The sequence below is a fragment of the Stenotrophomonas sp. YJH_SMC_101-4 genome (assembly GCF_059370395.1).
On sequence record NZ_JCAFTP010000002.1, the window covers coordinates 112,271 to 135,763 of the forward strand.

Here is a 23,493-nt window from a genome sequence, read left to right on the forward strand (position 1 = left end):
TTAAGCCCTGAAAGTTCACAGGTGGAAGTTGCGCTGGTGAGACTGCCCAGCTTCACCAGGCTCAAAGCTCAGCATGGGTGAAGCTGTGCTCCGTTATCGCCAAGTACTCGGAAAGCGTCGCTAGTCGTGCATCAGGCATGTACTGGCTCCAAGGCATCCTCACCTATCTTCATGATGTAGTGTGGCTCTTGGCCGATGGCATTGAACATCGCGCGGAACTTGCCCAATAGATAGGACACGTCGTATTCGGTCCAGTCAATTGGCGGACCATTGATTGCATCTCGGTGGGAACCTCGATCGACGAAACGATCCAGCGCTGCGTACTTACTGGATGTATCTGCGTCGGCCAATTGCTGGACTGCCACGGGGAAGTCAGAAGACCCGGTGGTGAAGGTGAAGAATTGCTCCAGAATGTTACGCATGGCGTTGGGCACGATCTGGGTCGGGATCTTCCCGTCCTTGGCATCCCTGAGGATCTGCCACCACACGTCGTAATCATTTAATAGCTTGGTGGGATCCAGCGCTTCGACTTCCGAATACACGTTCTTGACCACGCGCAGCAATCCGCAGTGGTTGTGCGCCTTGGGCAGACTCACCTTGTGCTGACGGAGCAGCTCATGGAAGAAGTACAGGTTGTGCGTCAGGACGATCACCTGCTTCACGAGCTGGGGCCGTCCGTCTGGCTTGGCCAGCTCGCGGTGGATCATCGTGGCGATGTCATACACATAATTCTGGGACAGGCTGGAGATCGGATCGTCGATGACGGCGATAGTGCGGCGAGGATCCACATTCTCGTTTTCATCTTGCGACCCCTTGAGCGACTCCATGAAGTAGAGAAACGCGATCAGCGTTTTCTCACCCTCGCTCAATGACTTGGTCTCGCTGCTGGCTACCCCTGGGCGCGCCAGGCAGTACACGCGATCCTCGTCTACCTTCCGATCGATGCTAAACGCCGTGATCCCCAAGCTGCGGAGTCGATCGTTGATCGCATCGATTGAGGCATCAACGCCTTTCTGAAGCCGGCGCAGCTCACGTAATTCGGTGTTGAGGCCATCTCGCTCCTGCCTCTTCGCTTGCAGGCCTGCCTTTGCCTGTGTTTCGGCTTGCTGCAGCGGTCCGAGTAACGCATCATGGTGCGCGTAGGCGTCCATACGCTCGACATGCATGACCTGGAAAAACATGGCCTTGATCCGCTCACGCTCGCCCCTGCGATCCCGGATGCGCGCATTGAAGTCAGCGATCAGAGCGTTGAGCTTGGCCAATGCTTCGACCAATGCGTCTACATTGACAGGGGAGATGGACACCGCCTCCCCCGGCTGCGCTTCTTTCCGACGCAACGCCGTCAGTGTGTCGTGGAATGCCCCCCGAGCTTGGGTCCAGGCAAGCTCCACCCCTGCCTCTCTTGCGTCGGGGTCGGTCAAAATGGCCTGGGTACGCTGCTCTAACGCGTCGAGCTGGACGGCGTAGCTCTGAACCAGCAGCGAGATCCTGTCGACCTTCGCCTTGCGCTCGCCTTCCAGGAGTCTCGCCAACTCTTCGCGGAAATCGTGGGGCAACCCCTGCTGGCAAAACGGACATCGATCCTTATGCGTGTAAGCCTGTCCACGCGCGACCCAGTCCGCGTTGCCCAGTTCGGCAACGAATGGTGCTAGGCGACTCGAGGTCGACACCTCCACGACCTCACCCCAAATAGGGTCATTCTCGATCCGACTCAGCACACTGGTATCCAGGGACACCAATGCACGCTCACTTTCGATGCCAGAGACATCGGCCCAGCGCCTTTCAAGTCGCTCGATCGTGTCCAGCTGCCCATTCTCGGGCAGGGCATGTGTGCGCAGGTCGGTGAAGAATTTTTCCTTGTTCCGGCCGTAGCCCTCAAGCAAGGAAGCCAGTGCCGTCTTCTTGCCCCAGTCGTGGGCCTTCCAGATCTCGTCTTTGGCCCGCACCAGCTCCATGGCAAGGTTGCTTTCGGCTGCCTTGACACTTGTGGTGGCGTCGGCGATCAGAACGTCCAACTCGCCGTTTCGGGTCTCGATGTCCTGGATACGTTGCTGGCGGACAGTGTCGACTTCGCCGACAGTGAAGATGCCCTGGATGGGCTGGCCGATCAGGCGTTCAACGTAGTGGTGGTTGTAGACCAAGTATCGGTAGCGCGCATTGTCGGTTGTCTCGATCCTGCAGTGCGCAAAGGCGGGATCGTTGCGTGCCAGCCCGTCGACCACTTCACCGATAGAAGACTTTCCTGCTCCGTTGAGACCGTAGACGTAAGTCGCAGGTTTGTTCGGGATCTGGACCGAATGCGCGTTGGTGGGATGAAAGCTCTTGTGACGATGGATTGTGATTGTTCGGATCATGCTCACTGCCCCCCTATGTACTCTCTTTGTACCAGAGCATCAGGTCCGTTGAGAACGCAGAACGGGCCATGGCCGTACTGGACCAGATCAACACGAAATTCGGCAGAGGCACTGTGGGAGTAGACAGCGCGGGCTGGCGGGTTGGTGGAGCAAGGCCGGGGGAGAGGCTCCATGGTGCATGGCAACGCCCAATGGCGAGCAAAATTGCATTATTTGTCACCAAGCTATACAACGAAGTGGAGCAGCCTTCTGCAGGCACGCTGACAAAGATCTTTGAAATAGCAAACATCAAACACTATACACAACCAAAAGGATGGCGGTTGAAGATGGAAGAAAGCAACATCGAATCAGGAAAGTACAAACCGCGCTTCGATTTCGATAAAGATCACAACAAAGATCGTTCCGAGACTGGAACCATCAATGAGCTTTTGCAAGAGCTCAATTACGAGATGGCGCGCACAGAAAATGGCAAAGAAGCCGAACACTCCAATGCCTCAGGAAAAACAATAACCCGCAAGGAACTTAATGGAGTCATTGACTTCATCAACTCCACATTGGGACAAGAGATTCCTACCGGGAACTGCACACTTCCAATCTCCACCCTAAAAACAATCAAGCTCCTTTACCTCAAGAACGACTCCAGCGACACTCAGTTACTCCAAAGAATCTCGAAACCAGGAACCATCAAGGCCACTTTCGAGCACTGGACAGAACGCAACACCCCAAGAAATGAAAAGACCATAAAAGCAGCCTCCTATCTCATGTCCACGCTTGAGCTTGAGATCGACGAGGAGATACTTAAGCACATCCACATCAACAGACTCACACCATCGAAACTCCTTGAATACTACGCCAGACACATAAAGGAGCTTATAGAACCTATCTACATGGCTTTCGTCGGCAATGATGAAGCCATTGCAAGCGCCTTTATGTTTGGCGCACATCAAATAGAAAGCTATCAACCCTCAAATGCCTTACCCAGCAAAGAAGGCGCCCCCGTACACGAAAGGCTATACATCTATTTGCTGACTCTCCCATTCCTGCACTTCGTTGGAGAGTGTCAGCAGGTTGTCGAATCAGAAAACGACGAGTTGAGCAAATACAAGATAGAGCCACTCTTCGCTCACGCCATCTCCTCACCGACGGAGTGCGATGCCCTATTGCGACCTGTCACATCTCTCGCAGCTATTCACTCCTTCCTGCAAACCAATGCAAATGAGCTGGCACGCTTGGTTCACCAAGCCACTGGTTATGAGTTGAGATCCAGCGAGATCACAAACATAGCCGACGAAACGCAGAAGGTTCTGCATGCCTATGTCTTCCACGAATGGCACAGAACAGATCATGACGTCGTCAACATTTCAATGGCCGACTGCGTTGCAGCCCTTTCAGCCATTAAGATACAAAAGAAGATCAAAACGAAGTACACGCCCTACTGGAAAGGGCAGAGCTCAAGCGAGAAAGCTGTATCTCGCCTACTGAGTCACCTGGACACATCAAGAGACATCGAAGAGCTATATGAAGAGGATTACATCCCGCAAGGTGCGATGCTCACCCTCTATCATCGATATTGCATCGCCTACGCATTACTTTTCGGGCGCAGCAACCGCATGGAAGCATTTATGAGATTCCAGATCTCATATCTGAAGCACATGACCATAGCTCACTCTCATTTCGATCTTGAAGCAGGCAACGAATACGAGACAAAGATCAACATTTTTTGCGAAGACCTTATTCAATACATCGAAGATCAAGCCACTTCGCATTCAGTGTAATTTTTAACTTGCATCACCCTTATACATATGTAGAAACTCACTCACGTCCTTCGAAGCAGCAACACGAAGAACGAAAGGCATCGAAGGAAATAGAAATCAAATAGAACTGACGATAGATTACAGGCAGGGTGTGGTACGCGCACTTACCCTTTCTATCTAATCACAACACTCTTCGATCATGAGTATCTACCGGTAGCCGACAAGAATCACTCTTGTCGGCTTTTTTATTCTCCTTAGAGAAAGGGTGATACAGCAATGGCAAGCTTCCATTACAGCATCAAAAGTGGAAAGAAAGGCAGCGCACGCAGGCACGCCAACTATATCGATCGTAAAGGATCTCATAGTGACAAGAAGGACCTTATCCAAACAGGACATGGGAACATGCCCGAATGGGCAGGAGATGATCCGAAACGGTTCTGGAGCGTTGCTGACAAGCATGAGCGTGCCAACGGAGCAGTGTACCGAGAACACGAAATCACTCTTCCGAGTGAGCTCAGTACTGAACAGCAGGTCGAACTTGCCGACCGGCTTGCAAAGAATCTCGCAGGGATCAAACCCTACCAGTACGCGCTCCATGCACCTGAAGGAAAACTCGGTGGGGATCCCAACCCGCACATCCATCTGATGTGCTCGGACAGACTGCCTGATGGCATCCCCCGTACACCTGAACAGACCTTCGCCCGCTACAACGCCAAGAATCCTTCCGCAGGCGGATGCCGCAAGGATAGTGGCGGAAAGAGCCCAATGGAGTTGAAGCAGCAGGTGACTGCACAGCGAAAACTTGTAGCGGACACCCAGAATCAGTTCCTTGAAGAAAACGGTTATTCAACCCGCGTAGACCACCGCAGCTTGCGTGATCAAGGCATTGCCAGGCCCCCAGAGCGCCACCTCGGCCAACGCTTCGTCAAGGAGATGGCAGATGCAGAGAAGTCGCAGTATGCACAATGTCGTAAAGCCGTGAAGGCAGCTTCATCAGTTGAAAATCTGGGAGAGGTAAGTGCCTAACCCAGCGATTCTGCGACAAAGTCGCAGAATCGCAATGGCACCTACTGACCACAGCAGAAAAGCCCCGGCATATCGCCGGGGCCCCCTTGGCATCAAGACCGCTTACAGTGCCCTCCGGTCAAAGTAGTGATTCATCAAGCGCAGATACATCCTCTTGTCCCGGTACCCACTGCAGACCTGAATTGCTCCCTGACCTTCAAGAATCGAGATAGCTGCATTCAGCCTTGCTCGGTCACGTACAGGTCCATAGCGCAAAACCTGGTTCTTGGGAACGTACGTATCCGAATAAATCCCTTTCCACCACTTGGCATACAGATACCGATCCAAAGCTTGAGCATCGACCTGATCCTGCGATACCACGAACGCTGGTGAGAACAGATGCTTGTACTCATCAACATGCCACCGAACGATGTCGAAGGCACGATTGATCGTATCGAGGGTGATGTCACCTCCCTCTCCACTGAAGTACTGCATCGATGCAGCGAGTCGTGCCACGATCTCCATGATCTTTGCCGCGAAGTCATTGATATCACTCAAGTACTCCCCGTCGCGCAGCAAAGACTCAGTTTCTGATGCCAACTCTACCCAGCGTGCCCTGGCATCGATGGAGAAGGACACCACTTCACGAGCAATGGCGCCCGAGGCTGACCGCTCCTTGTACTTGAACAACAGCTCCGCGATTCGCTCATGGAATGCCGGCAAATGCTCCCACACCGGTTCTACGTCCTCGATTCGCCGGTAGCCCATCATGGAGCGAGGCCACGCAACCAAATAGCGTGCCCAGTGTCCACTCCCCTTTGCAACAGAGCCTCGCCTATTGAGGAACTGCTTGAACGGTTCGTACTGGGTCATGATGCTCACAGAAACGCGCGGATTCATCGCAATCAGATGCTCGTTCTCCGCACGATCCAACGGCATCATTCCTGGCGAATCCCAGAGACGATTGAGCAGGCCCACATTCGCCATTGCCTCGCTCTTGAACAGCATATGACCTTCGTCAGTCGTGATGGCGATGGACTCACCATCACCCTGAACGGCCTCCATGATGGCCTTGGCCGTGATGTCCTGCCTCAGGAAGCAACGCAGGCGGGGCTGCAGAGGTTTCTTTTCTGAAAACTCCTTCAGCTGTGCCTCGAGTGCTTCGACAGACTTGCCAGCAGCAACTGCTTTACTGATCGCGCTCCTCAGCCCCTTCATCTTGGCCGTCCAGAGTCCATAGTCGATCTCATAAGCCTCAGTCTGCTGCTTGAACGCAGCCATCTCCTTCGTGTCTGCATCGCGGAAAGGCGCCTGCAGTAGCTCGAACACCGTGGACTTGCGCTCACCAGACTCAGCCACAAGCATCAAGTTCTGGGTTACAGGCTTGATCTGTCCGGTCGGCAACTTGACATCAATCAGACCTTGGCACGCCATCGAAATGGCATTGATAAGACCCATGCCAACCATGGCGTCGGGAACTTGAACGTTGCGAAGGAGCTCAAGGCCTGCCTCACGAGCAACATGGTGAAAGGTTTCCAGGGGATATTTGGGGGCATAACGCTGCCAATTGGTTGTCATCATGCATCCTCCTCTGTCGAGCCAACCGCGGTCTGTTCTTCAACCTCAACCAACAGATGGCCACAGCTCTGGCACCGAGCAGCATCGCCCTCCGCATGGCGACGAAAACGCTCCTCCTTGAGCAGCTTGCGGAACTGAATCAGGTTCAGATCATGCTTGTACGCAGCATTGAACTGCTCTACCAAGATCTTCTTGCTCATCTTCTTTGCGATGTGCTGTTCCAGGATCGGATAGGCCTGCCTGAAGTCCTGCTCCAGCTTGCCCTTCCCCTTGGTCGACTGTTCACTCAAAGCGTGCGTGAGCGCGTCAAGCGGCGAAGAGTGGACTGCAAAATTAGCCATCATCACTTCTCCTCCTTCGCACGACGGAACTTCACTGCACGGCCTTCTACCCATGCCATTGCCTCATGCGTCCAGTAGAACTTCGGGGACAGTTCGCTGTCATAGAGCGGAATGCCCTTCGGGAAGTCCGGATCGGTCTTCATCAGCTCGTATGCCTTGCTCCTGCTGACGCGGAGCAGCTTGATCAGCTCCTTCAGACGCAGCGTCGGACTATCCGGCCAACCTGCTTTCCCAGCACTGTTGTTCTCTTCGGCCAAAGTCATGCTTTTGTCTACGCCCTGGCGCAGACTGGACGTCATGTGCTTCATTTGTTGATTCCTTCGTTGTGTTGAACGTTTCAGGAAGGAATCCGGCCGGTTTCCTATCGAAGGTGATTGGCCTCCGACGTGATCAGTGTCGATATGCTGCTGTTGGGGGTACAGGGAAAAAAAATCCAGGTTTTTTCCAGGGACGCGCACAACCGACCAGATCAAAGAAAAATCAAACACTTACATACCAGGGAGCTTTCGCTCCCTGGCATGTCTCGTCCTTTGCGCCCACAAACCGGTCCGTTCCATCCGATGTCCGCTCAGGACCTGAACTGCCTCTTGTCCGTACCTGATACAGATCCGTACCGGTACGGCTCTCCTACGACACCAACCGAGACGCTTGCGCTTTCAGTCTGTCCTTGAGACTTCCGTTCGCTGATACCTGCACAACTTCACCCTGGCCTGATGGATAGAACTCCTCGACCACGGCCGGCACGTCTTCGTCCAGGTCCTCGAAGGCCCCGTTAGCGAAGCCCTGTCTCGCCGCCTCATCCAGTGCAGCTTGGTCGATCCCCGCTGCAGCTCTTGTTGCGTGTCGCTCAATCGCCTCTGCGACAGCCTGTTCGAGCGTCAGCCCGCTCCGAACCACCAGATCGACGTAGTAGATCGCTGATCGGTAGCTCATCGTCGTGGACTTGCCCCGCAGCTTCAGCTCGAGCGGCAGACAAGACAGCCTTCCGCCCGACACTGCACTGAGGTAGTGCAGCCGTGCTGCCAGTGTGCGGATGGTGTTGTAGGAGGTGGTGCGCAGAACAAAGCTACCCATCACATCCCCCGCCCCGTCCCCAATGACCACATTCAAGCGGGCATAGGCTTTGCAGCCCCCACTGGCAAACTGACACCCATCCGGACCAGGACAAGGCAACGTCTCCATGCCTTCAGGCCCAGCACGCCGGCAGGTGTCTCCATTGCCTACACACAGCGGTCTTCCGTTCTCGCGATTGAACAGCGAATAGTCAGCCCGGAGGTTCAGGGTTGGATCGTCGAAGAGCAGGCGCACCGGGATGGATCGCAGCTTGTTACCCTCCGATGCCTTCCGCAGCTCTTCATCCAGCGGGTGCAGCACCCAGCCATCACGGTTCTGTACCTGGCTGGTGAGGGTGAACTGGTCGTCCTTTTCGGGCAGCCGCTTGCCATTGCGCTCTACTACCCGGCCGATGGAAATACGCCCAATCACGGGCGGCGTTATGGCCAGTCCCTTCAGCATGATGTGACCTCTTTGATCGTGGTGTTGATCCGGAATCGGCGCGACCCCGGACGGACTGCCGTGTAGGCCGCAGCGATCTCCGGGTGCTCGGCTGCGAGCCGCTTGGTATCCAGTGACGTGCCATCCTTACTACGGCGGTAGATGACTTCTCCCAGTGAGCCGAACCGGGCAATGGAAGCGTCCCCCATGGCTTGCTGCAGTGTCTGCTTGAGCAGTTCTACCTGCTGTTCCTGCTCTGCAACTGCCTCAGTGAACGAGACAAGGTTGGTGAAGGTCTCGACCAATTCCGGGTCCTGACTGAAATCGACAACGGTGTCCTTGCCTGGGTACAAGCTCCGCAACGCCCTGGCCGCTGACTCCGAGCCATCGGCTGGTGGCTCGATGTCATTGATGACGTGCTCCCAGAACCGGACCTCCAATACCACCAAGCGGCTGATGATCTCTTCGTCTCGCTCAATACGGTGGATCCTCAGCGCCTGGCCACACAGCAGCACTGCCACATCTGCTGCCTGCTTCCCCGTCACTGCCAACTGATGCTGTACCTGCAGCTGCACGTACTCGGGAACCCCGTCTTTCCACAACCGAGAGCCGAACTCCCCTGCTGTCTTGCACTCAAGGATTTGGACCCCCGGGGAACCAATTACCTCTCGATCGAGGTTGGCCAGCATGTGCGGAAAGGTCGGGTGCTGCAGAACGGCGTTGACCCGACGTACCCGGTTCCCCGTGCGCTCCTGGTAGGCCGTGGCCACCATGGGTTCGAGCAGGGTTCCCCAGTAGCGGGGATCCTCTTGTCCAGGGGGGATCTCTTCCATTGGCTTGCGGCCCGTCTTCTCCTGCCACAGCTCCAGCTGGCTCTTGTAGGGGTTCAACCCGACGGCGGTGGCAGCATCCGAACTACCGATGCCGCCATTGCGGACCTCCAGCCACTGCTGGCGATCCAGTGAACGCGTATCAACCAAACGCAACGCGGTGTGCTTGCTCATTGGCAATCTCCGGAATAGAAAAGGCCGCCTTGATGGGCGGCCTTGGTCAGGTCTTTCATTTCAAGCTATCGATGTGGGCAAGATGAATGGGCGAAGCGACAGCACTGATCGCTGCAGCTCTGTCAGACCATGCCTTGAGAGGCCATCGAGACCACCTCATGGCTGGTGACAACGAAATGGTCCAACAGCCTCACGTCCACGGTGTCCAAGGCAGCCTTCAGCCGCGCCGTGACTGCCCGATCTGACGCAGAGGGCTGCAAGCTACCGCTTGGATGGTTGTGAGCCATGAGTACCGCCGATGCATTGTGGGCAAGTGCCCTCTGAACCACGATCCGAGGATGGACCTCGGCTGCATCAATCGTCCCTGAGAAAAGCCGCTCAACTGCGATGAGCTGGAACTGCGTGTTGAGAAAGGCAACCTCGAAATGCTCGCGGTTTTCGCCTCCCAGACGTAGCCGGAAGAACAATGCACCCTGGGTTGCTCCTCCCAGCACCTCCCCTGGCAACGATGCCCGTTTCTGCAGGATCTGCAGCGCCCTCGCAATCGTCCTGTCCTCACGTACCCGGATCCTGCTCTCCTCCTCATTGGATCCGGCCCCTAATGTGGTCATGTGATAGGCCTGCGCTTCCATCAGGCCACCAACTTCATCACTTCATCCCACGCGCGCTGCTTGAGCTGAGCTCCAGCACCGAACCATGCCGCATCACGGCGGTGATCATCGCTACGAGCTCGTCGGTGGTGGTCAACGTACTCCGTGACGCTGTTGAGTACGCCCCAGGCCGTTGCACGGCTGGAAGGCAACAACGCGCCTCGACCGCCGCCCTCATACAGGGCACGGACACTGGCCAGCGCCTGCTCGTTGACGACCTCAGCGGTGGTGCCCTGGCCTTGGTAGGTAAGCACCCGTCGCAACAGACCATCGACCGTATCGGGGTCAACTGGACGGTCACAGATGGCTTTCATGCGAGACACGAAGTTGTCCCAGGTCGAGACGGTGATCCCCAACTGGCGCTTCACAGCATCCGGGTCGAACTGACTGCGGTGCGGGACCTTGATGGCTCCGCTGCTGTCTCCCAGAGCGATCTGTAAGGTGTTGTTGCACACCACCCGCACCGAGGTGAACTGCGCCGTGGTGGCCAACGTGCCGTCACAGGCAGTAGCAAGCAAAAGATAGCCATCCACCCGGTCACGCCCCTTCAGCGACGTGCTCTGGCCCGTACGAGCCATGGCCCAGAACTTCTTGCCACCCTTGAGCACACCCGCCGTCTCCAGTTCAAAGCCACTGTGCTGCGTCAGATTACGGTAGAACTCCAGGATCTCTCCCGGCTGGACCACCTTGAACCGCTTGGAGACGACTGCCAACGGCTCCCTGGTATCGGAGCGATAGAGCACTTTCTGCTCCGGGAAGGAGTGGATGGCACCGATGGCATTGCTACCCGTGATGAAGCGGACCTCGGAGTCCTCGATCTGCCAATCCATGCCTGCCTGACGCTTCCAGACCTCAATGGGCTGTTGCTGTTCAAGCTTATTGCCCAGACCGTGCCACGGCTTAGCACCGGCATAGGCCATTGTTTCAACCAGATGCATCGTATTTTCCTCGCTTCTTACGGCACAAACGCACAAGGCCCGGACGATGCCGGGCCTTGTGCGTATGCCAATGCAGTATCAATTAAAAGGGTCGATGTCTTCACTGCCCGAAGACAGAGCACATCGAGCAACCGCAGCGATGATGGATGCTGCGACGACCAAAACACAGTACAGACAATCGGATCTTTCTTTCATACAGCCATATCCAAAGCAGATGCATCATCGCGGAGCATCTACACGCGAAGCCAGCAGCCGCCAGCCTCATCAAAATGATATGTGCTTGAGATTTTTTACAATCATATTAATAAAATTAAACTGAATTTCTTTTATGGAAAATCAGGTCAAATATTTATTCCAACCCTGAATATATCAACCTTGGTCTCAAGACATTTACGCAAACTGAGATCATTTACGCCTACCTCGAACCACCCTCCGGGCTTTTGGAAGAAGTCCAACCCCCGGCCAATCTTGATCACCCAGCCGTTGTCGATACGAATCTCTCGGTCGTGCATGTTCGGGTTCAACTTCACTTCCAGCTCGACATCCAATTCCAGCAGGCTCTGCTTCAACTCATCGAGCTTCTCAGCGATGTCGGCCAACTGGGTCTTATCGTCGTAGCCGGTGATCAGGCTGATCTTCTTCACGGTTCCAGCCTTCAGCACCGTTTCGCAGAAGCGCACGAAATTCTGAATCTGGTGTTGCAGACGAATGTACGGATCTTCGATCACGACAGACTTCGCGCCTTGGAGGTAGGGGCCGAGGATCGACTCATAGCTGTACCCGGTGTCGCCATAGAGGATGGTGAAGTGCTGTTCCTTGAGCTCGATCGGTGACGGCCCAACCGCAATCGAAGCCGGGGCCGGTGATACCGGGGTCGGGCCCGCTGGAGTCTCCAGTGCAGCAGGTGCCGCTTGTGCAGTGGGTTGCACTTCGACTGCCTCAGTCGGCTGCCCATCCGCCTGATTCAAGCGACGGCGAGCTGGCTCCTGTGTTGCCGATGCATCTTTGGACTCAGGGCAGAAGACCACCACCTCCTCACCGCTGGCCTTGAAGTAAGACAGATTGATCCGGGCAAACTCGTCATCCGGTTTGCGCTTGTTCATCTGCTCCTTGACGCGGCGGCGGCACTCCGTGGCATAGGCCACGTATTCCTCGAACTCCTCATCCGTCGGCGGCCCGTTGGGGTGCAGCACCTTCAAGAATGCACAGACGGTCTTCTTGATACCTTTCTCGTCGCGCCCCTCGATTGATTTACCGAGCCGAATGCGCTTGCTCACTTCCTCATACCGATTCGTGTGCTTGAACTGGTAGTGGAAGGCCTCGGCCAAATAATCAGTGATGAAGCCGTAGTTGCTGGTCAGGAACTCGCTGCTGTTCTTCGGCATCTCCCAGCCTGGAATGTACGCGGCGAAACGGTCCATCACGGCCAAGTCGAGCTCTGGCGGCAACGGCTGGAAAAGATCGTGCTCGTTAGAGTTGACCACCTGCTGCACGGACACGTCGATGTTGCCAACGAAGCTCAAACTGGCATCAGCAATAACCTCAGCCCCGCGCGAAAAGCGCCCGTTGGCCATGAAGTCCTTCATGATCTGGATGGTGTCCGGATCGCGCACTTTGATCCCGCCAACCTCGTCAAAGGCAACCGTGTCCCAGAAGCCAACCAAGCCCACCTTGCGGCGCGCGTTGTTGTAGAACAGCGTTGCCTTGGTCGCTTGGCCGCCCGAGATCAAGGTGGCGTAGGGCGAGAATTCACTGAAGAAATAGGACTTGCCGGTGCCGCGTGGTCCCAGCTCGATGTAGTTGTAGTTGGGCTCAACCAGCGCAGCCAACCTGGCGATGAAGTGCATCTGCACGCGCTTCGAGAGCTTGCTGGGTTCCAGTCCCACAGAGCGTAACACCGCCGCGAGCCACTCATCACGCGTGAATGCCCCGCGCCCCTCTGCATAACGGTCGAAGTCAAAACGAGTCAGCTGGATCGGCCGCAGATCCTCAATGGAAAACGCATAGTCGTCTTCATCTATGTCGTTGTGCGCCAGGGTCACCTCCGCCCAAATGCCACCTTCCAGCAACCTGTCGTTGTCGCGGTAGAATTTTTCACCAATCGCGATGCGTTGCGAGTTGAAGTTCTCCAGCGATGCCCAGTGGCGCTTTTCTTTTTCGACGTAACGGACATGGACCTTGTCGATGAAGCGATGCTTGCCCTTGGTGGCGACCTTGGACTGCGCGGCGTTGGCCTCGTCCGGCCTAACGTAGTTCTCCTGCAGTGACGACAGCACGGCCTCCATGCCAGCATCCATCTCTGCCTGGTCATTGCTGGCGCAATACTTGGCAAGGAGGAACTCCAGGACGAACGTCGGGACGTTGGTGCCTTTTTTGATTCGATGCAGCAGGTCTTTGCGAAGCACCTTGCCGTCGAATGTGGCGTTTAGTTTTTGGTCGAGTTCGTCCATAGGGCTCATTCCGTATAGTCGGTTTCAAGCGCCAGATTGCTGTAGGCAGCCAGAGTCGTTGGGTTCAGCGCTTTGACCGAGAACTTGCCTCTGAACTCATCATCCATTCGCAGCGCAATCTGCTTGCGCTGGCCTGGCATCAGGGTCAAAGTTCTGGTCGCGGGGTTCACATCGCCACCTGGGCGCGGCTCTCCCACCACATTGCCCTTGCTGTCTTGCGCTTCCAGCAAGATCTCCACGCTCATGTCTTGCGAGAACATGTCGTCGGCCACCAGTATCACTTCGATGACCGGCAATCGCGTAGTTATTCGTTTGGCGCCGTTCTTGTAGCTCAACTCCACCACCACCTTGCGCAGTTCCGCATGAGCAGCGGTATCCAACCTGGCCACCAACACCGGCACAACGGCCTCGGCCAGGGATGCTCCGCCGTGGAAATACAGGTGCCCTGAGCGATAAGGCGCCATGCTGCGCGGTAGTGCCACTTGGGTGAAATCACCGCGAATGCCGACCTTCTCTGCACTGACAACCAAGCTGTGACCATCCGCTGTGCCGTCGCCCAGCATCATGCGGTCATGGGCATTCACCGGCCACTTGCCTTGCGGTTTCACGCATACATCGCCAGCTTCTGCTTGCGCGTTCAGGAAGAAGCCGTGGTCGGTGACGATGACCGCCTCTTTGAAGCCCATGCCACGCAGCTTATGCAGTGCCACGCGGATCAGCTTCAGCGTGCCAGGGATCAGCCCGAGCGTTGTCTCGGGGTTGCTTTCCAGTTGGCTGTCGATTTCCGTGGAGCGCAGCACCAGCAGGTCGACGGTTTCGGCAATCTTTGGCTTACCGCGAACAAAGTCGTTCAGCGGCATTTCCGCGAAGCGGTCGCCATACAGCTTGGCCAGCACACCCATGCGTTGCGGGACATTGCTCACCGGCGCGCCCGCCAGCTTGGGCACCAGGGAATCGTTCTCCAGTGATAGGGTCAGCCCCGTGCGTGCGCCAGGCAGCAAGCTCGCCATGCCCACCAGGGTGATGGTCGGAAGCTGCGCATAGGCCGCTTGCAGTTCGACGGGACCGTCTTCCGCCAGCAGCTTTTCGAGGGCCACGCCCAACTCGTAACGCAGGGCGTCCACCATCAGGTAGGCCACTTTGCGTCCGCTTTCCTTGAGTCGATCAGCCACCAGCCGATCAAAGGCATCGGCATTGGCCAGGCGCCCAGTGGGTGGCCAACCGGCGGACTCAACGTGCTTCACAAACACGCCCTGAACCTTCTCTGCCAAACGGCGATAACGCGCCCGAGCTTGGCTGATCACTTCATGCATCAAGCCATGCGGGTCGAGGAAGTCGCCCGCCGCTTGTTCGAACTCGCGCTGCAGACGATCTGCTTCACGCAGGCTGCCCAGGTAGAAGTCGATCAGCTCCGCTTGCGAGCGGGCGTGATCCGGTAGCTGGCGCTCAAAATCGTCGCAGGCCTCAACCAGGCTCAAGCCAGACCGCACCAGCTCCCACTGGGCCTGGCTTTCGCCCTTGCCGAGCCATACCGAACTCTTGTGGCGGGTCAGCACACGGCGCGTGGCATCGGTGTCACCGCTGATAATGCCCTTGATCGCAGTGCGCAGGAAGGTCCGCTCTTCGAAGGGGAAGGTGTCGCGCTCGCCCAGGTCTTCAATCGCACCGCACAGATCGGTCAGGTTGAGCTCCGCCTCGGTGGTCTCGGCGCGCTCGATGTATATCGCGCGTGACTTCGGGTCGCTGCGCAGACGGTCGCACACATCCTCGACGATGGGTTTGGCTTCCATCGGTGCGTGCGGCACCCCCTTCAAGGTGTCCGGCAATGCCACCGGCAAATCAAACACGAACTCGCTGAACAGCACGTAGCGCCACAGCTCATCCGCCAGGGCGGACCAGGTCTTGCCGCGCGTTTTCACGCTCAGGCCCAGAGTGGCTCGGAGGAAATCACGCGCCTCTTGCACCCAGCCTTCCTGCCCCTTGAGCGCCTCGGATTGACTGGCACTCGGGGCCAGCAATGCGGCCAGAATCTCGCGGCCGGACTCCACCCGCAGAGTGGCTCGCAACTGGGGCCAACTCACACCGCCGCCAATGGCGTCAATCACCGCATACTGCGGTCGTGGTTCGCGCACAAATAGGCTTCGAATTTCTGTCGCGTAATCTGGCTTAGCACGCAGGCACAGGCTCAGGTACTCGTCGCCATCGTCTTGCGGGAACACCGCGCCGCATTCTGCGTACAGCGCGAATGGATCAGCTTGCTTTTGCTCGTCTGTCTCTGGCCGCTTGGAGGGAACATAGATCAACACACCTTCCAAGGGCGCCTTGGGCTGTCCTACATCGCGCAGCGCCAGCAGCGCTGCCTCGCGGCTTTCGATGCTGCTTTCAGACGCATCTACCACCCGCACCTTGTCAGCCGCCAAGTCGAAACACAGCTCGCGGTAGCGCTTGTCGGCGTCATACACCACCAAGGCGCCAGCTTGCTTCAGACGCGGCCGCAGTACGCTTTCTCGAATGAATTCTGCAATCGTCATTTGTCACCCCGCAGGCTCAGGATGGACATCACCTCCTTGAGCATCTTGTCTGTTCGCGCCGTAATGGCGGCCTCGTTCCAATCATCTCGGCTGGCCAAGTCGGCATTCAGGTACAAGCCGTTGCGGTAGCCAATGAAATCACCCTGATCGTTCTTGCGATCGCGCTTCTTCAAGAATTCCATCGTGCCGAGCTTGGAGTTGTAGCCACTCAGGGTCAGGTTGCCGAGCTGGTGCGCACAGCGCTCGCGAATGGCAGCCGCAGTGCCTTTCTGGTTCCCTTCGAGCATCGTCACCCAGCCCGGCCCCAAGTTTTCGGTCTTCGGCAGGATGTGTTCGACGGTAAAAACGGGGCGATCATTGGCGTCATGCACCCCCAGGTCGCGTTTGTTTTCACGGGTTTGGTGTGTCTCTTCCAGCTTGCAGAGCATGAACCGCGTGGCGTCGTAATTCTCCAGGTACACATCGCCCTTGAGGCGCGACTCGCAAACATCCTGCGGGGCTGCCCGTCCCAGCAACCAATTACTGCTCTGCTGGATGAAGCCGTCCAGCGCCGTGATCTCGCAACTGCGAATCTGCGTCAGCAGGTGGCTGACCAGTTCCATGAACATCGGGTCGAGTTCACGGGTCGGCGGCATATCGGTGAGGTTCCGCCAAAAGAACCACTTGGTGAGCAAAGCGGCCAAGCGGCTCAATGCGTCGCCCTCATTCCACTTCTGGCTCTGCGCGACCTGGCTGGCCCACAACAAGAATGCGTAAGCCGGCGCGGCTCCTAGGCGCTGCAGGTCTTGCAAGGCCGCTGCGGCAGCGTCGCCCCATTCCGCGCGTGCAACCATGGGATTGAGCAGCGCCGAGTAGGTTTTGCCCTTGGCCTGAAGCGCACCGAACAGCCAGACCGGTCGCTTGCGCAGCAGGGTGTCGTAGATGGTGATCAGGTTCGAGCGCGTGGCGCGGGTACAACCTTTGACCTCGACCCGCTTGAGGTACTTGAACATGTTGTAAAGCTGGCGCAGGAAGCGCTCCTGCACCGCCGGGTCGGGCAACAGGTCGATCAGGTCTTTCCACTCGTCAAATGCCCGGTCGATGCCATAGTCCGGACGCTTGTCCAACTCGGCCAGCAGGTTGTTCTTGATGATGTCGATGGCCGAGAGCGGGATACCCCGGTTGTTAATCGACTCGAACAACATGAATGCGTCGGAATGGCTGCGCACCTCGATCTTGACCAGCATGGCCGCTTTGAGCTTTTCCAGCAGGGCCAGTGCGCTGTCCTGGCTCAGCCCTTCCAGTCGCTCACAGAAGTAGCGGTAGGCGCGCGCAATGCGGCGGTTTCCGAAATTGCTCAAGCCCTTCGGCGCTTTCACCTGCTTGGGAAACAGATCGCTCAGCACCTTCTGGAAATCTGTCTTGTTCTGCGCTTGCTCGCTGGGCTCCAGACGCCACTGGCCAGAAGTGCGGACGAAGATGCGGCTTTCCAGGTTGTCCAGCTCCACCAGCAGACGGCGATCCGGATTCGGAATGGCATTCAGCTTGTCGTAGAACGCACAGAACAACAGGCTGATGGTGGTAAACCGCTGCTGGCCGTCGATCAGCTCAAGTCGGCCACCGGCCATGCCATCTTGCTGGGTGTTCACGCAGATGATGGAGCCCAGAAAGTGCCCACTTGGCGACTCCTCCAGGTCGTTGAACAGCGCGTCCCAGTTCTTGCCGCCCCATACATACTCGCGTTGGTACTTGGGAATGAAGAACGACGTGGTCCCATCGGGGCTGAAGTAGAAGCTGACCGGCAGCGCTTTGACGTCCTGAATCATTCATCGCCTCCGGTCTTCTTTCTGCCGCGCGTCTTCTTCGGCGCTACCTCGGGCTCGATGTACAAATCCTCCAGGCCATGCGCGATGGCGAGCGACTTGTCGGTCTTGCACTTCTCGCGAACGCGCTCGGGCCAGTAGTTCATGGCGAGCATCGCCCAGTCGTAGTCGCCTTTTTCCAGCTTGGCCCAGGTGTCTTTGAGCACCTTCTGCCAGGGCTTGTGGCGGAACAGCGGCCACAGCGGCGCGGCGCTGATCTGCACGCCATCATCGTGATTGGGCTTGTAGGTTGGCGCGAGCTTGAGCAGGGTGTCACGTAGCTCGATCAACTCCAGCTCGAAAGCTTGCAACGTCTCGAACTGCTTTTCGTCGTCACGGGTCCGAGCAGAACCCTTGTTGCGCAGAGCCGTCACGTCAGCGCCGACTTGTTTGAGCTTGGGTTCGACGAAGTCGTTGATCGCCGTATACAGTGTCTGGCTGCTGAGGCTGGGGTAATAAACCCACAGCGTGTAGCTGCCAGATGCGGTGGACAGCGGCCAGTAGATAGGCGCTTTGCGGCGGCTCTTGGTGTAGCGCTGCAGGTGGAAAGCAAAGAAATCCCGTTGCAGCCAGCGACGCACGTCTTCCGGCACCGCGATATCCACGCGAGCCAATACCTCCTCCACCAGACGCGCGAGGTCATGCGGGTGCCCTTGGTCGTCCACCAGGATGCCTTCGTGCACATGGAAGGGCGCGGCCCCGCCCGGCAGCATGCCTGGGCTCTTGGCAGGCAGTGGCTCGAAGGGTTCCGGCTCGGCAGGTGCGGCGCGCTCGCCGATGGCCAAGCGCCAGTCGAAACGGCCAAATGCCACGCCGACAGTCCAACTTAACAGGCCCGCCGTGTGGTCGCCCGGCGCTACGCGGTCTTCGTCGTCGGCCTCCTCGTCGAGGAGTTCGTCCGCTGCGCTCGCCGCCCCCTGGCTGGCCTGTACGGCGGTGCGGTCGGTATCGGAAAAGCCATAGAGGTCGAAGGCGATGGCGTCGATCTCAGCCTGAATGCGGGCAAGCTCTGCTTCAATAGCGGGAGGGTCGTAATCGCCCAGGCGAGAGCGCAGCGCGGCAGGCAGCGCAAACGCATGAGAGGTCTCTTCGATGGTGTCCAATGTGCGCTTGAGGGACCAGGCGCGGCACGACAATCTTGCCAGCTGAGATGATTGTGCATCTCCAATCGAGGGCCAGGGAAGCAACTGCAAAATACCGACGATAAACTCGGGGAACCCAAAGCGACCTAGAGCAACCTTAAAGAGATAATCAAAGGCTTGACTATTAAATAACGCCAGCGCTATCAATTCATCTCCCTCTGGGAAGAATGCGCAGTATCCACGGGCTGAAAAGCTACTTGCGCTCGCCAGTGCTTGAGGTGAAAAGCTTCGCGATCGCAGCGGCCACGTCAACCCCTTGCGACCGAAATACTCATTACCGTCAAGCCGTGTGCCAGCGATCGCCTTTGTTTGATAGCCAGCCCGCAACTCGCCCCCTTCATCCACCCATTTCAGGAGGAGCTGTTGGTCCGCATAGTAAGGTGAATGACTGCCGCCTTTTGCAAACGGCAACCACCCATCAGGGTTCATAGATTCCCACCATGCCCGCAGGAAACGATCGTCGTTTCCAGTCGTAAGCCCGTGTTTTACAAACCGGCCATCACACTCAAATCTGTCAAATTGGCTGAACTTTTCACGTACCTCTCCGCTCACCCAATAAGCGAATGGCGAGCCCGGTACTGCCCGGAACGATTCCGGCGCCACCTGAAATGACCGCGCATCACTCTGTCCTGTACGCAAGGCGCTGCAACTGGCCAGCAAATTAGTGGCTTTATCTTTATCCGCTAGCAGGCGTAGAAAGATTGTCATGCCTGTTTCTCCAATACATAGGCAGCAGCCTCGACCATTGCATCGTCCATTACTCCAAGCCCAAGGTCGGCCATCACTTCGGGGCGGGCAACGCCCAGCACCACATCCTCCCGCCACTTCTGAAAACTAGAGAGGAAGAAGCAAGTGCGCGATGTAATGGCGCCAATGCGCCCTCCAGAGCGCAGCAGTTCCAGGCCACGCTCGACCATGATGGCCAGCAGGTCGTTCTTGCTGCGCGGGTAGGCTTTGGCGAGCTGGTTCTTTGTGTTGGCAGCCAGTGCGCCAAAAGGCGGATTCATCACCACGACATCGAACACTTCACGGCATAGATCGATGAGCCGGAGACCTTGCAATGCGTCCTGTGCAAAAAGCCGCCCTTGGTAGGTGGATTTCGCCGCCTGGGCAAACTCGGTCAGCGCCTCACGCAGGCGCGCCTCCGCTTGCTGCCAGTTCTCTTGCTCCTGCGCAGCAAACAGGCCGGTGCCTTTGCCGACATAGACCTGGCGAATCAAGTTCGGCAGTTCGCGCTCGACCTGGAGCAGCACACCCAGCTCCGGCAGGCCCTTGAGCAGTTGCAGCGTCTTCTCGAATAGCTCGGCGTCGCGCTGATCGAGGTTGGCCGCAAACTGCTGGCGCAACTCACGCTCTGCCGGCGGCGCAATGGCGGCCACCACATGGCCCCGCCCGATCAGCGGGCGGTCTTTGGCCTTCACTCCTGCGTCGTGCCAAGCACGTTGCGCCCGCAGCCACAGCGCCAGCGAGGCGATCTGCGCGGCGCGCGGGTCGATGTCCACGCCATAGATATTGTGCTCGATGATCAGGCGCGGCACGTCGCACAGGAATGCCGCTTCGTCCTCATAGGTCTGGCTCAGTGGTTTGAGCGCAGCCTGGGGCTGGGTCGAGACTTCCAGCGAGCCCGGCCCGTGCTGTTGTTCCCAGGCCCAGGCCTCGCGATAGATCTCGGCAAAGAGATCGAAGGCATACAGGCCGAAGTGCATGGAGCCGCAGGCCGGGTCCAGCAGTTTGAGGGTGCGCGGGTCGCGCAGCTTGGTGGCTGCTTGAAGCGTTTCGTCGGGCTTGACCAGCAGGTACTGGCAGCGCTCCCGAAGGCCGGTGACCCCACCGGTCGCGTTGAACCAGAGACGCCCGAGGGTGTTGTCCACCAGAAACTCCACCACGTAGCGCGGAGTAAAGAACTGGTTGCGCACGGCCAATTCGCGGCTGTTGCGCGGCGCCTGGCTGGCATCGCGCATGGCTTTGCGCTCTTCTTTGGAGTTGAAGTACTGGTAGATCCAGCCGATGGTTTCGTCCTCGCTCCACAGTGGGGCGATGTCGGCATCGTTGATCAGGTTCAGCACTTGCAGCAGTGCCGCCTCGCGCGGGAACAGGCGGCCCTGCGGTGAGTAGCGGTCGAACAGGCCCGGCAGGTCTTGCGCGAGTTCATCAAACACACTGAACAGGTACACACGGTAGGCATCGCCGGTTTCACCCAGGCCGGTGCCGGCCAGTCGCGCATAGAGCTGAAAGCCCTTGGCCTGGAAGCCGTTGCCCACCGACTCGATCAGCAGCCCCCGCGCTTCCGCCATGCGCAGCGCTGCCAGGCGGTTGAGCACGGTAAAGGCCTGCTCGCGCACGATGCGATCCAGCCCCTGCATGGCGTTCATGTCGCCGCTGGCTGTGTAGTGCGCCAGGGTGTCGCGCAGGATGCGGGCAGTTTCGCGCTGCGCGTCGTTGATATGGCGCAGGCTGGCTAGCTCCGCCACGGTGCCCGCGTTGGGGTCCATGCCGTAGTCGTTCTGCAGCTGGCGGGTGAATTCCTCTTCCAGCACGCGGCGCGCGTCGTTGACGAAGCGCTGGAGGCGGTTTCTTGTTGTTTGGTCGAAGGCCATGGATTAGCGCGCTCCAGTATCGTAGGCGGCGAGATCTCGATCCAGCGACCAAATCAACACACGCGACATGGCATGGCGGTCGCGAGTTTGCTCCCATTCTTTGATGATGGAGAGGTCACTGAGGCTGACGCCTTCACGAGTTTGACGGTCTGACTTATTGCGTTGCGCATAGCCAGGGAAATCGCCAAGCCAGCGTAGAAAGACTTCGCTATCGGGAAAATAAGTTGTTCTAAAGGGCGCCTTGTTATTGAACGCCTGTGTAACTTGCTCGACGAGTGACTGAGCAAACTGGCGACGCAGACGGCCATCGACCAGGTCGGCAATATGATCACCAGTCTCCCAAATGGTAGCCATTGGCAAAAGGAAATAATCGCCTTGCTCAACCCGGACTACAAATTCGTCCAAGATGTTGCCTCGATCTTGATTGAAGCCTGGCACGTCCAAAACATTCAGATACACCGACGTATCCAGCAAGACGATGTCACTCATTGCTGGCTCCCGAACGCATCTTGGCCAGCCAATCCAGCGCACGCTGTTTGCGTGCATCACCCGTTGGGTGATACTTGACGAAGCGCTCCAACGCACCAGAGGTCATCAGGTGGCCCAGGGTGCCTTGAGCTATCAGTTCTGGATAGTCAGGAACATCGGCCAGGCGCACCAGGCGGCTGGCGCCGTCTTCAGGGTGGCGATAGCAAAAAACCACATCAGGTACAGCACTGTCCGGCAACGCATCCAGCATGGCTGGATTGTGGGTAGAGAGCAGTACGCGCAGGTTGCGCTGGCTAGCGATGTTTTGAATTTGTTGCAGCAGGTGGTGAGCCCGGCTGGGGTGTACGCCATTGTCGATTTCTTCGATCACCACCAGACTGCCTTCCGGGGCTGACAACATCGCAGCGGCAATAGCCAGAACGCGCAAGGTGCCATCGGAGAGCAAAGAAGCATCTCGCTGATCTGTCCTGCCACCAAAGGTCTCGGTGAGCTGAACCATCACGCCACCGCGCGGCTCCTCTAGGAAGGACAGGCCGGCGATATCTTGCTCGGGCAAGCTCTGAATGAAACTTAGAATGGCGACACGGTTGCTGGCATGAGGCTCATTCTGAGCTTGTTCCTCACGCCCCCACAGATTGAATAACACCGCCGAGACGTTGCGGCCGTTGCCTTGCAAGTCTTTGTCAGAGGGAAACGCATACTCACGCATTTGTGCTGGCACGGGATCGAGAAAAAGAATGGCAGCAAGCAATTGCTCCAAGTCTTTAGTAATCGGAGGAATTCGCTCTCGCGATGTTTTGTGCGCCGCGTCGAAAGTAGCTGGGCTCGTTAGCTGCGTGAATATTGCCGCTTGGTCAGTGCACGTCACACGTGGCTTTCTGCCGCCTTTTGCGAAGTTGTTGTACGCCACTCTGGCGTCAGTGCCCTGGCCATTTGAGGGTTGATCCATTGTGTACAGCGGCACAGAAGCACCTGTGTGAGTCAGGGTTTCCTCTGTGATATGCAGACCATCCGTGCGGCGGCCAATTCGCATACTGAGCTGATTCCACTCGGTGGCATTCGTATACGCGCCCAAACCAAAGGACTCGCCACGGTGATAAGCCAAATCCTCAAGCTTACCGCGCACGACTTGATCACCGCTTTGCACAGCAAACCGGATAGCCGAAAGTTTTTGCCCTTGAGCCAGCCAGGACAAGAGTCGCAAGCATTCGATGACATTGCTCTTACCTGAGGCATTAGCACCGATCAGTACCGTCAGTGCAGACAGCGGTAATGTTGCCTGTCGGTAGCTTTTGAAGTCTTCCAAAGTGATGGCCGTGAGCATG

At 57.3% G+C, this 23,493-nt stretch carries 17 protein-coding genes; 2 read left to right on the plus strand and 15 right to left on the minus strand.

Annotated features, from left to right (window positions below):
* Positions 1-131 precede the first annotated feature (131 nt).
* Positions 132-2,354 carry an AAA family ATPase gene (locus AC5P8D_RS06680; protein ID WP_070426737.1) on the minus strand — a complete coding sequence of 741 codons (2,223 nt, stop codon included), beginning with the start codon at positions 2,352-2,354 and terminating at the stop codon, positions 132-134.
* Between the two features lie 68 nt (positions 2,355-2,422).
* Here AC5P8D_RS06680 and AC5P8D_RS06685 point away from each other — a divergent pair, with 68 nt between their 5' ends.
* Both AC5P8D_RS06685 and AC5P8D_RS06690 read left to right on the plus strand, forming a co-directional pair.
* Positions 2,423-4,129, plus strand: coding sequence for a DUF4113 domain-containing protein (locus tag AC5P8D_RS06685; protein WP_495203186.1), 1,707 nt, complete (start codon positions 2,423-2,425; stop codon positions 4,127-4,129).
* A 255-nt stretch (positions 4,130-4,384) separates the two neighbouring features.
* Entirely contained in the window at positions 4,385-5,134 is a 750-nt protein-coding gene (locus AC5P8D_RS06690; protein ID WP_004146441.1) for a MobA/MobL family protein, read from the plus strand.
* 102 nt (positions 5,135-5,236) lie between these two features.
* On the opposite strand, the gene AC5P8D_RS06695 is transcribed toward AC5P8D_RS06690, so the two are convergent.
* The 14 genes from AC5P8D_RS06695 to AC5P8D_RS06760 form a co-directional block, all read right to left on the minus strand.
* Complete coding sequence (locus AC5P8D_RS06695; RefSeq protein WP_004146440.1) at positions 5,237-6,694, minus strand: YfjI family protein; 1,458 nt, start codon at positions 6,692-6,694, stop codon at positions 5,237-5,239.
* Positions 6,691-7,035 carry a hypothetical protein gene (locus AC5P8D_RS06700; protein WP_070426734.1) on the minus strand — a complete coding sequence of 115 codons (345 nt, stop codon included), beginning with the start codon at positions 7,033-7,035 and terminating at the stop codon, positions 6,691-6,693. Before AC5P8D_RS06700 ends, AC5P8D_RS06695 begins: the two co-directional genes overlap by 4 nt.
* On the minus strand, positions 7,035-7,340 hold the full coding sequence (locus tag AC5P8D_RS06705) for a helix-turn-helix transcriptional regulator (protein WP_004146436.1): 306 nt from the start codon (positions 7,338-7,340) through the stop codon (positions 7,035-7,037). Before AC5P8D_RS06705 ends, AC5P8D_RS06700 begins: the two co-directional genes overlap by 1 nt.
* A 319-nt stretch (positions 7,341-7,659) precedes the next feature.
* On the minus strand, positions 7,660-8,547 hold the full coding sequence (locus AC5P8D_RS06710; protein WP_004146434.1) for a recombination directionality factor: 888 nt from the start codon (positions 8,545-8,547) through the stop codon (positions 7,660-7,662).
* A complete protein-coding gene (locus tag AC5P8D_RS06715) occupies positions 8,541-9,530 on the minus strand; it encodes a YqaJ viral recombinase family nuclease (protein ID WP_049450097.1) in 990 nt (329 codons plus the stop codon). The genes AC5P8D_RS06710 and AC5P8D_RS06715 overlap by 7 nt, the downstream gene beginning before the upstream one ends.
* 122 nt (positions 9,531-9,652) lie before the next feature.
* Positions 9,653-10,162 (minus strand): JAB domain-containing protein, encoded by a 510-nt coding sequence (locus AC5P8D_RS06720; protein WP_004146430.1) that lies wholly within the window; start codon positions 10,160-10,162, stop codon positions 9,653-9,655.
* Positions 10,162-11,118: a DUF932 domain-containing protein gene (locus AC5P8D_RS06725; protein ID WP_049450099.1), complete on the minus strand. Its 957-nt coding sequence runs from the start codon at positions 11,116-11,118 to the stop codon at positions 10,162-10,164. The genes AC5P8D_RS06720 and AC5P8D_RS06725 overlap by 1 nt, the downstream gene beginning before the upstream one ends.
* 341 nt (positions 11,119-11,459) lie before the next feature.
* A complete protein-coding gene (gene brxL, locus AC5P8D_RS06730) occupies positions 11,460-13,568 on the minus strand; it encodes a BREX system Lon protease-like protein BrxL (protein ID WP_032968948.1) in 2,109 nt (702 codons plus the stop codon).
* A 5-nt stretch (positions 13,569-13,573) separates the two neighbouring features.
* Positions 13,574-16,099, minus strand: coding sequence for a PglZ domain-containing protein (locus AC5P8D_RS06735; RefSeq protein WP_004146427.1), 2,526 nt, complete (start codon positions 16,097-16,099; stop codon positions 13,574-13,576).
* Positions 16,096-17,904, minus strand: coding sequence for a DUF262 domain-containing protein (locus AC5P8D_RS06740; protein ID WP_004146426.1), 1,809 nt, complete (start codon positions 17,902-17,904; stop codon positions 16,096-16,098). The genes AC5P8D_RS06735 and AC5P8D_RS06740 overlap by 4 nt, the downstream gene beginning before the upstream one ends.
* Positions 17,901-19,790 (minus strand): BREX-1 system adenine-specific DNA-methyltransferase PglX, encoded by a 1,890-nt coding sequence (locus tag AC5P8D_RS06745; RefSeq protein WP_032968946.1) that lies wholly within the window; start codon positions 19,788-19,790, stop codon positions 17,901-17,903. The genes AC5P8D_RS06740 and AC5P8D_RS06745 overlap by 4 nt, the downstream gene beginning before the upstream one ends.
* Positions 19,787-21,679 (minus strand): Eco57I restriction-modification methylase domain-containing protein, encoded by a 1,893-nt coding sequence (locus tag AC5P8D_RS06750; protein WP_062607677.1) that lies wholly within the window; start codon positions 21,677-21,679, stop codon positions 19,787-19,789. The genes AC5P8D_RS06745 and AC5P8D_RS06750 overlap by 4 nt, the downstream gene beginning before the upstream one ends.
* A 3-nt stretch (positions 21,680-21,682) precedes the next feature.
* Entirely contained in the window at positions 21,683-22,168 is a 486-nt protein-coding gene (locus AC5P8D_RS06755) for a hypothetical protein (protein WP_032968944.1), read from the minus strand.
* Entirely contained in the window at positions 22,161-23,492 is a 1,332-nt protein-coding gene (locus AC5P8D_RS06760; RefSeq protein ID WP_004146423.1) for an AAA family ATPase, read from the minus strand. The genes AC5P8D_RS06755 and AC5P8D_RS06760 overlap by 8 nt, the downstream gene beginning before the upstream one ends.
* Position 23,493: the final 1 nt, after the last annotated feature.

Bases quoted from the DNA above. Each gene is read 5' to 3' on its own strand.
- AC5P8D_RS06710 (WP_004146434.1), bottom strand. From the start codon at position 8,547: ATGCTGAAGGGACTGGCCATAACGCCGCCCGTGATTGGGCGTATTTCC.
- brxL (WP_032968948.1), bottom strand. From the start codon at position 13,568: ATGGACGAACTCGACCAAAAACTAAACGCCACATTCGACGGCAAGGTG.
- AC5P8D_RS06695 (WP_004146440.1), bottom strand. From the start codon at position 6,694: ATGATGACAACCAATTGGCAGCGTTATGCCCCCAAATATCCCCTGGAA.
- AC5P8D_RS06760 (WP_004146423.1), bottom strand. From the start codon at position 23,492: ATGCTCACGGCCATCACTTTGGAAGACTTCAAAAGCTACCGACAGGCA.
- AC5P8D_RS06705 (WP_004146436.1), bottom strand. From the start codon at position 7,340: ATGAAGCACATGACGTCCAGTCTGCGCCAGGGCGTAGACAAAAGCATG.
- AC5P8D_RS06700 (WP_070426734.1), bottom strand. From the start codon at position 7,035: ATGATGGCTAATTTTGCAGTCCACTCTTCGCCGCTTGACGCGCTCACG.
- AC5P8D_RS06720 (WP_004146430.1), bottom strand. From the start codon at position 10,162: ATGGAAGCGCAGGCCTATCACATGACCACATTAGGGGCCGGATCCAAT.
- AC5P8D_RS06685 (WP_495203186.1), top strand. From the start codon at position 2,423: ATGGCCGTACTGGACCAGATCAACACGAAATTCGGCAGAGGCACTGTG.
- AC5P8D_RS06715 (WP_049450097.1), bottom strand. From the start codon at position 9,530: ATGAGCAAGCACACCGCGTTGCGTTTGGTTGATACGCGTTCACTGGAT.
- AC5P8D_RS06735 (WP_004146427.1), bottom strand. From the start codon at position 16,099: ATGACGATTGCAGAATTCATTCGAGAAAGCGTACTGCGGCCGCGTCTG.
- AC5P8D_RS06745 (WP_032968946.1), bottom strand. From the start codon at position 19,790: ATGACAATCTTTCTACGCCTGCTAGCGGATAAAGATAAAGCCACTAAT.
- AC5P8D_RS06755 (WP_032968944.1), bottom strand. From the start codon at position 22,168: ATGAGTGACATCGTCTTGCTGGATACGTCGGTGTATCTGAATGTTTTG.
- AC5P8D_RS06690 (WP_004146441.1), top strand. From the start codon at position 4,385: ATGGCAAGCTTCCATTACAGCATCAAAAGTGGAAAGAAAGGCAGCGCA.
- AC5P8D_RS06680 (WP_070426737.1), bottom strand. From the start codon at position 2,354: ATGATCCGAACAATCACAATCCATCGTCACAAGAGCTTTCATCCCACC.
- AC5P8D_RS06750 (WP_062607677.1), bottom strand. From the start codon at position 21,679: ATGGCCTTCGACCAAACAACAAGAAACCGCCTCCAGCGCTTCGTCAAC.
- AC5P8D_RS06740 (WP_004146426.1), bottom strand. From the start codon at position 17,904: ATGATTCAGGACGTCAAAGCGCTGCCGGTCAGCTTCTACTTCAGCCCC.
- AC5P8D_RS06725 (WP_049450099.1), bottom strand. From the start codon at position 11,118: ATGCATCTGGTTGAAACAATGGCCTATGCCGGTGCTAAGCCGTGGCAC.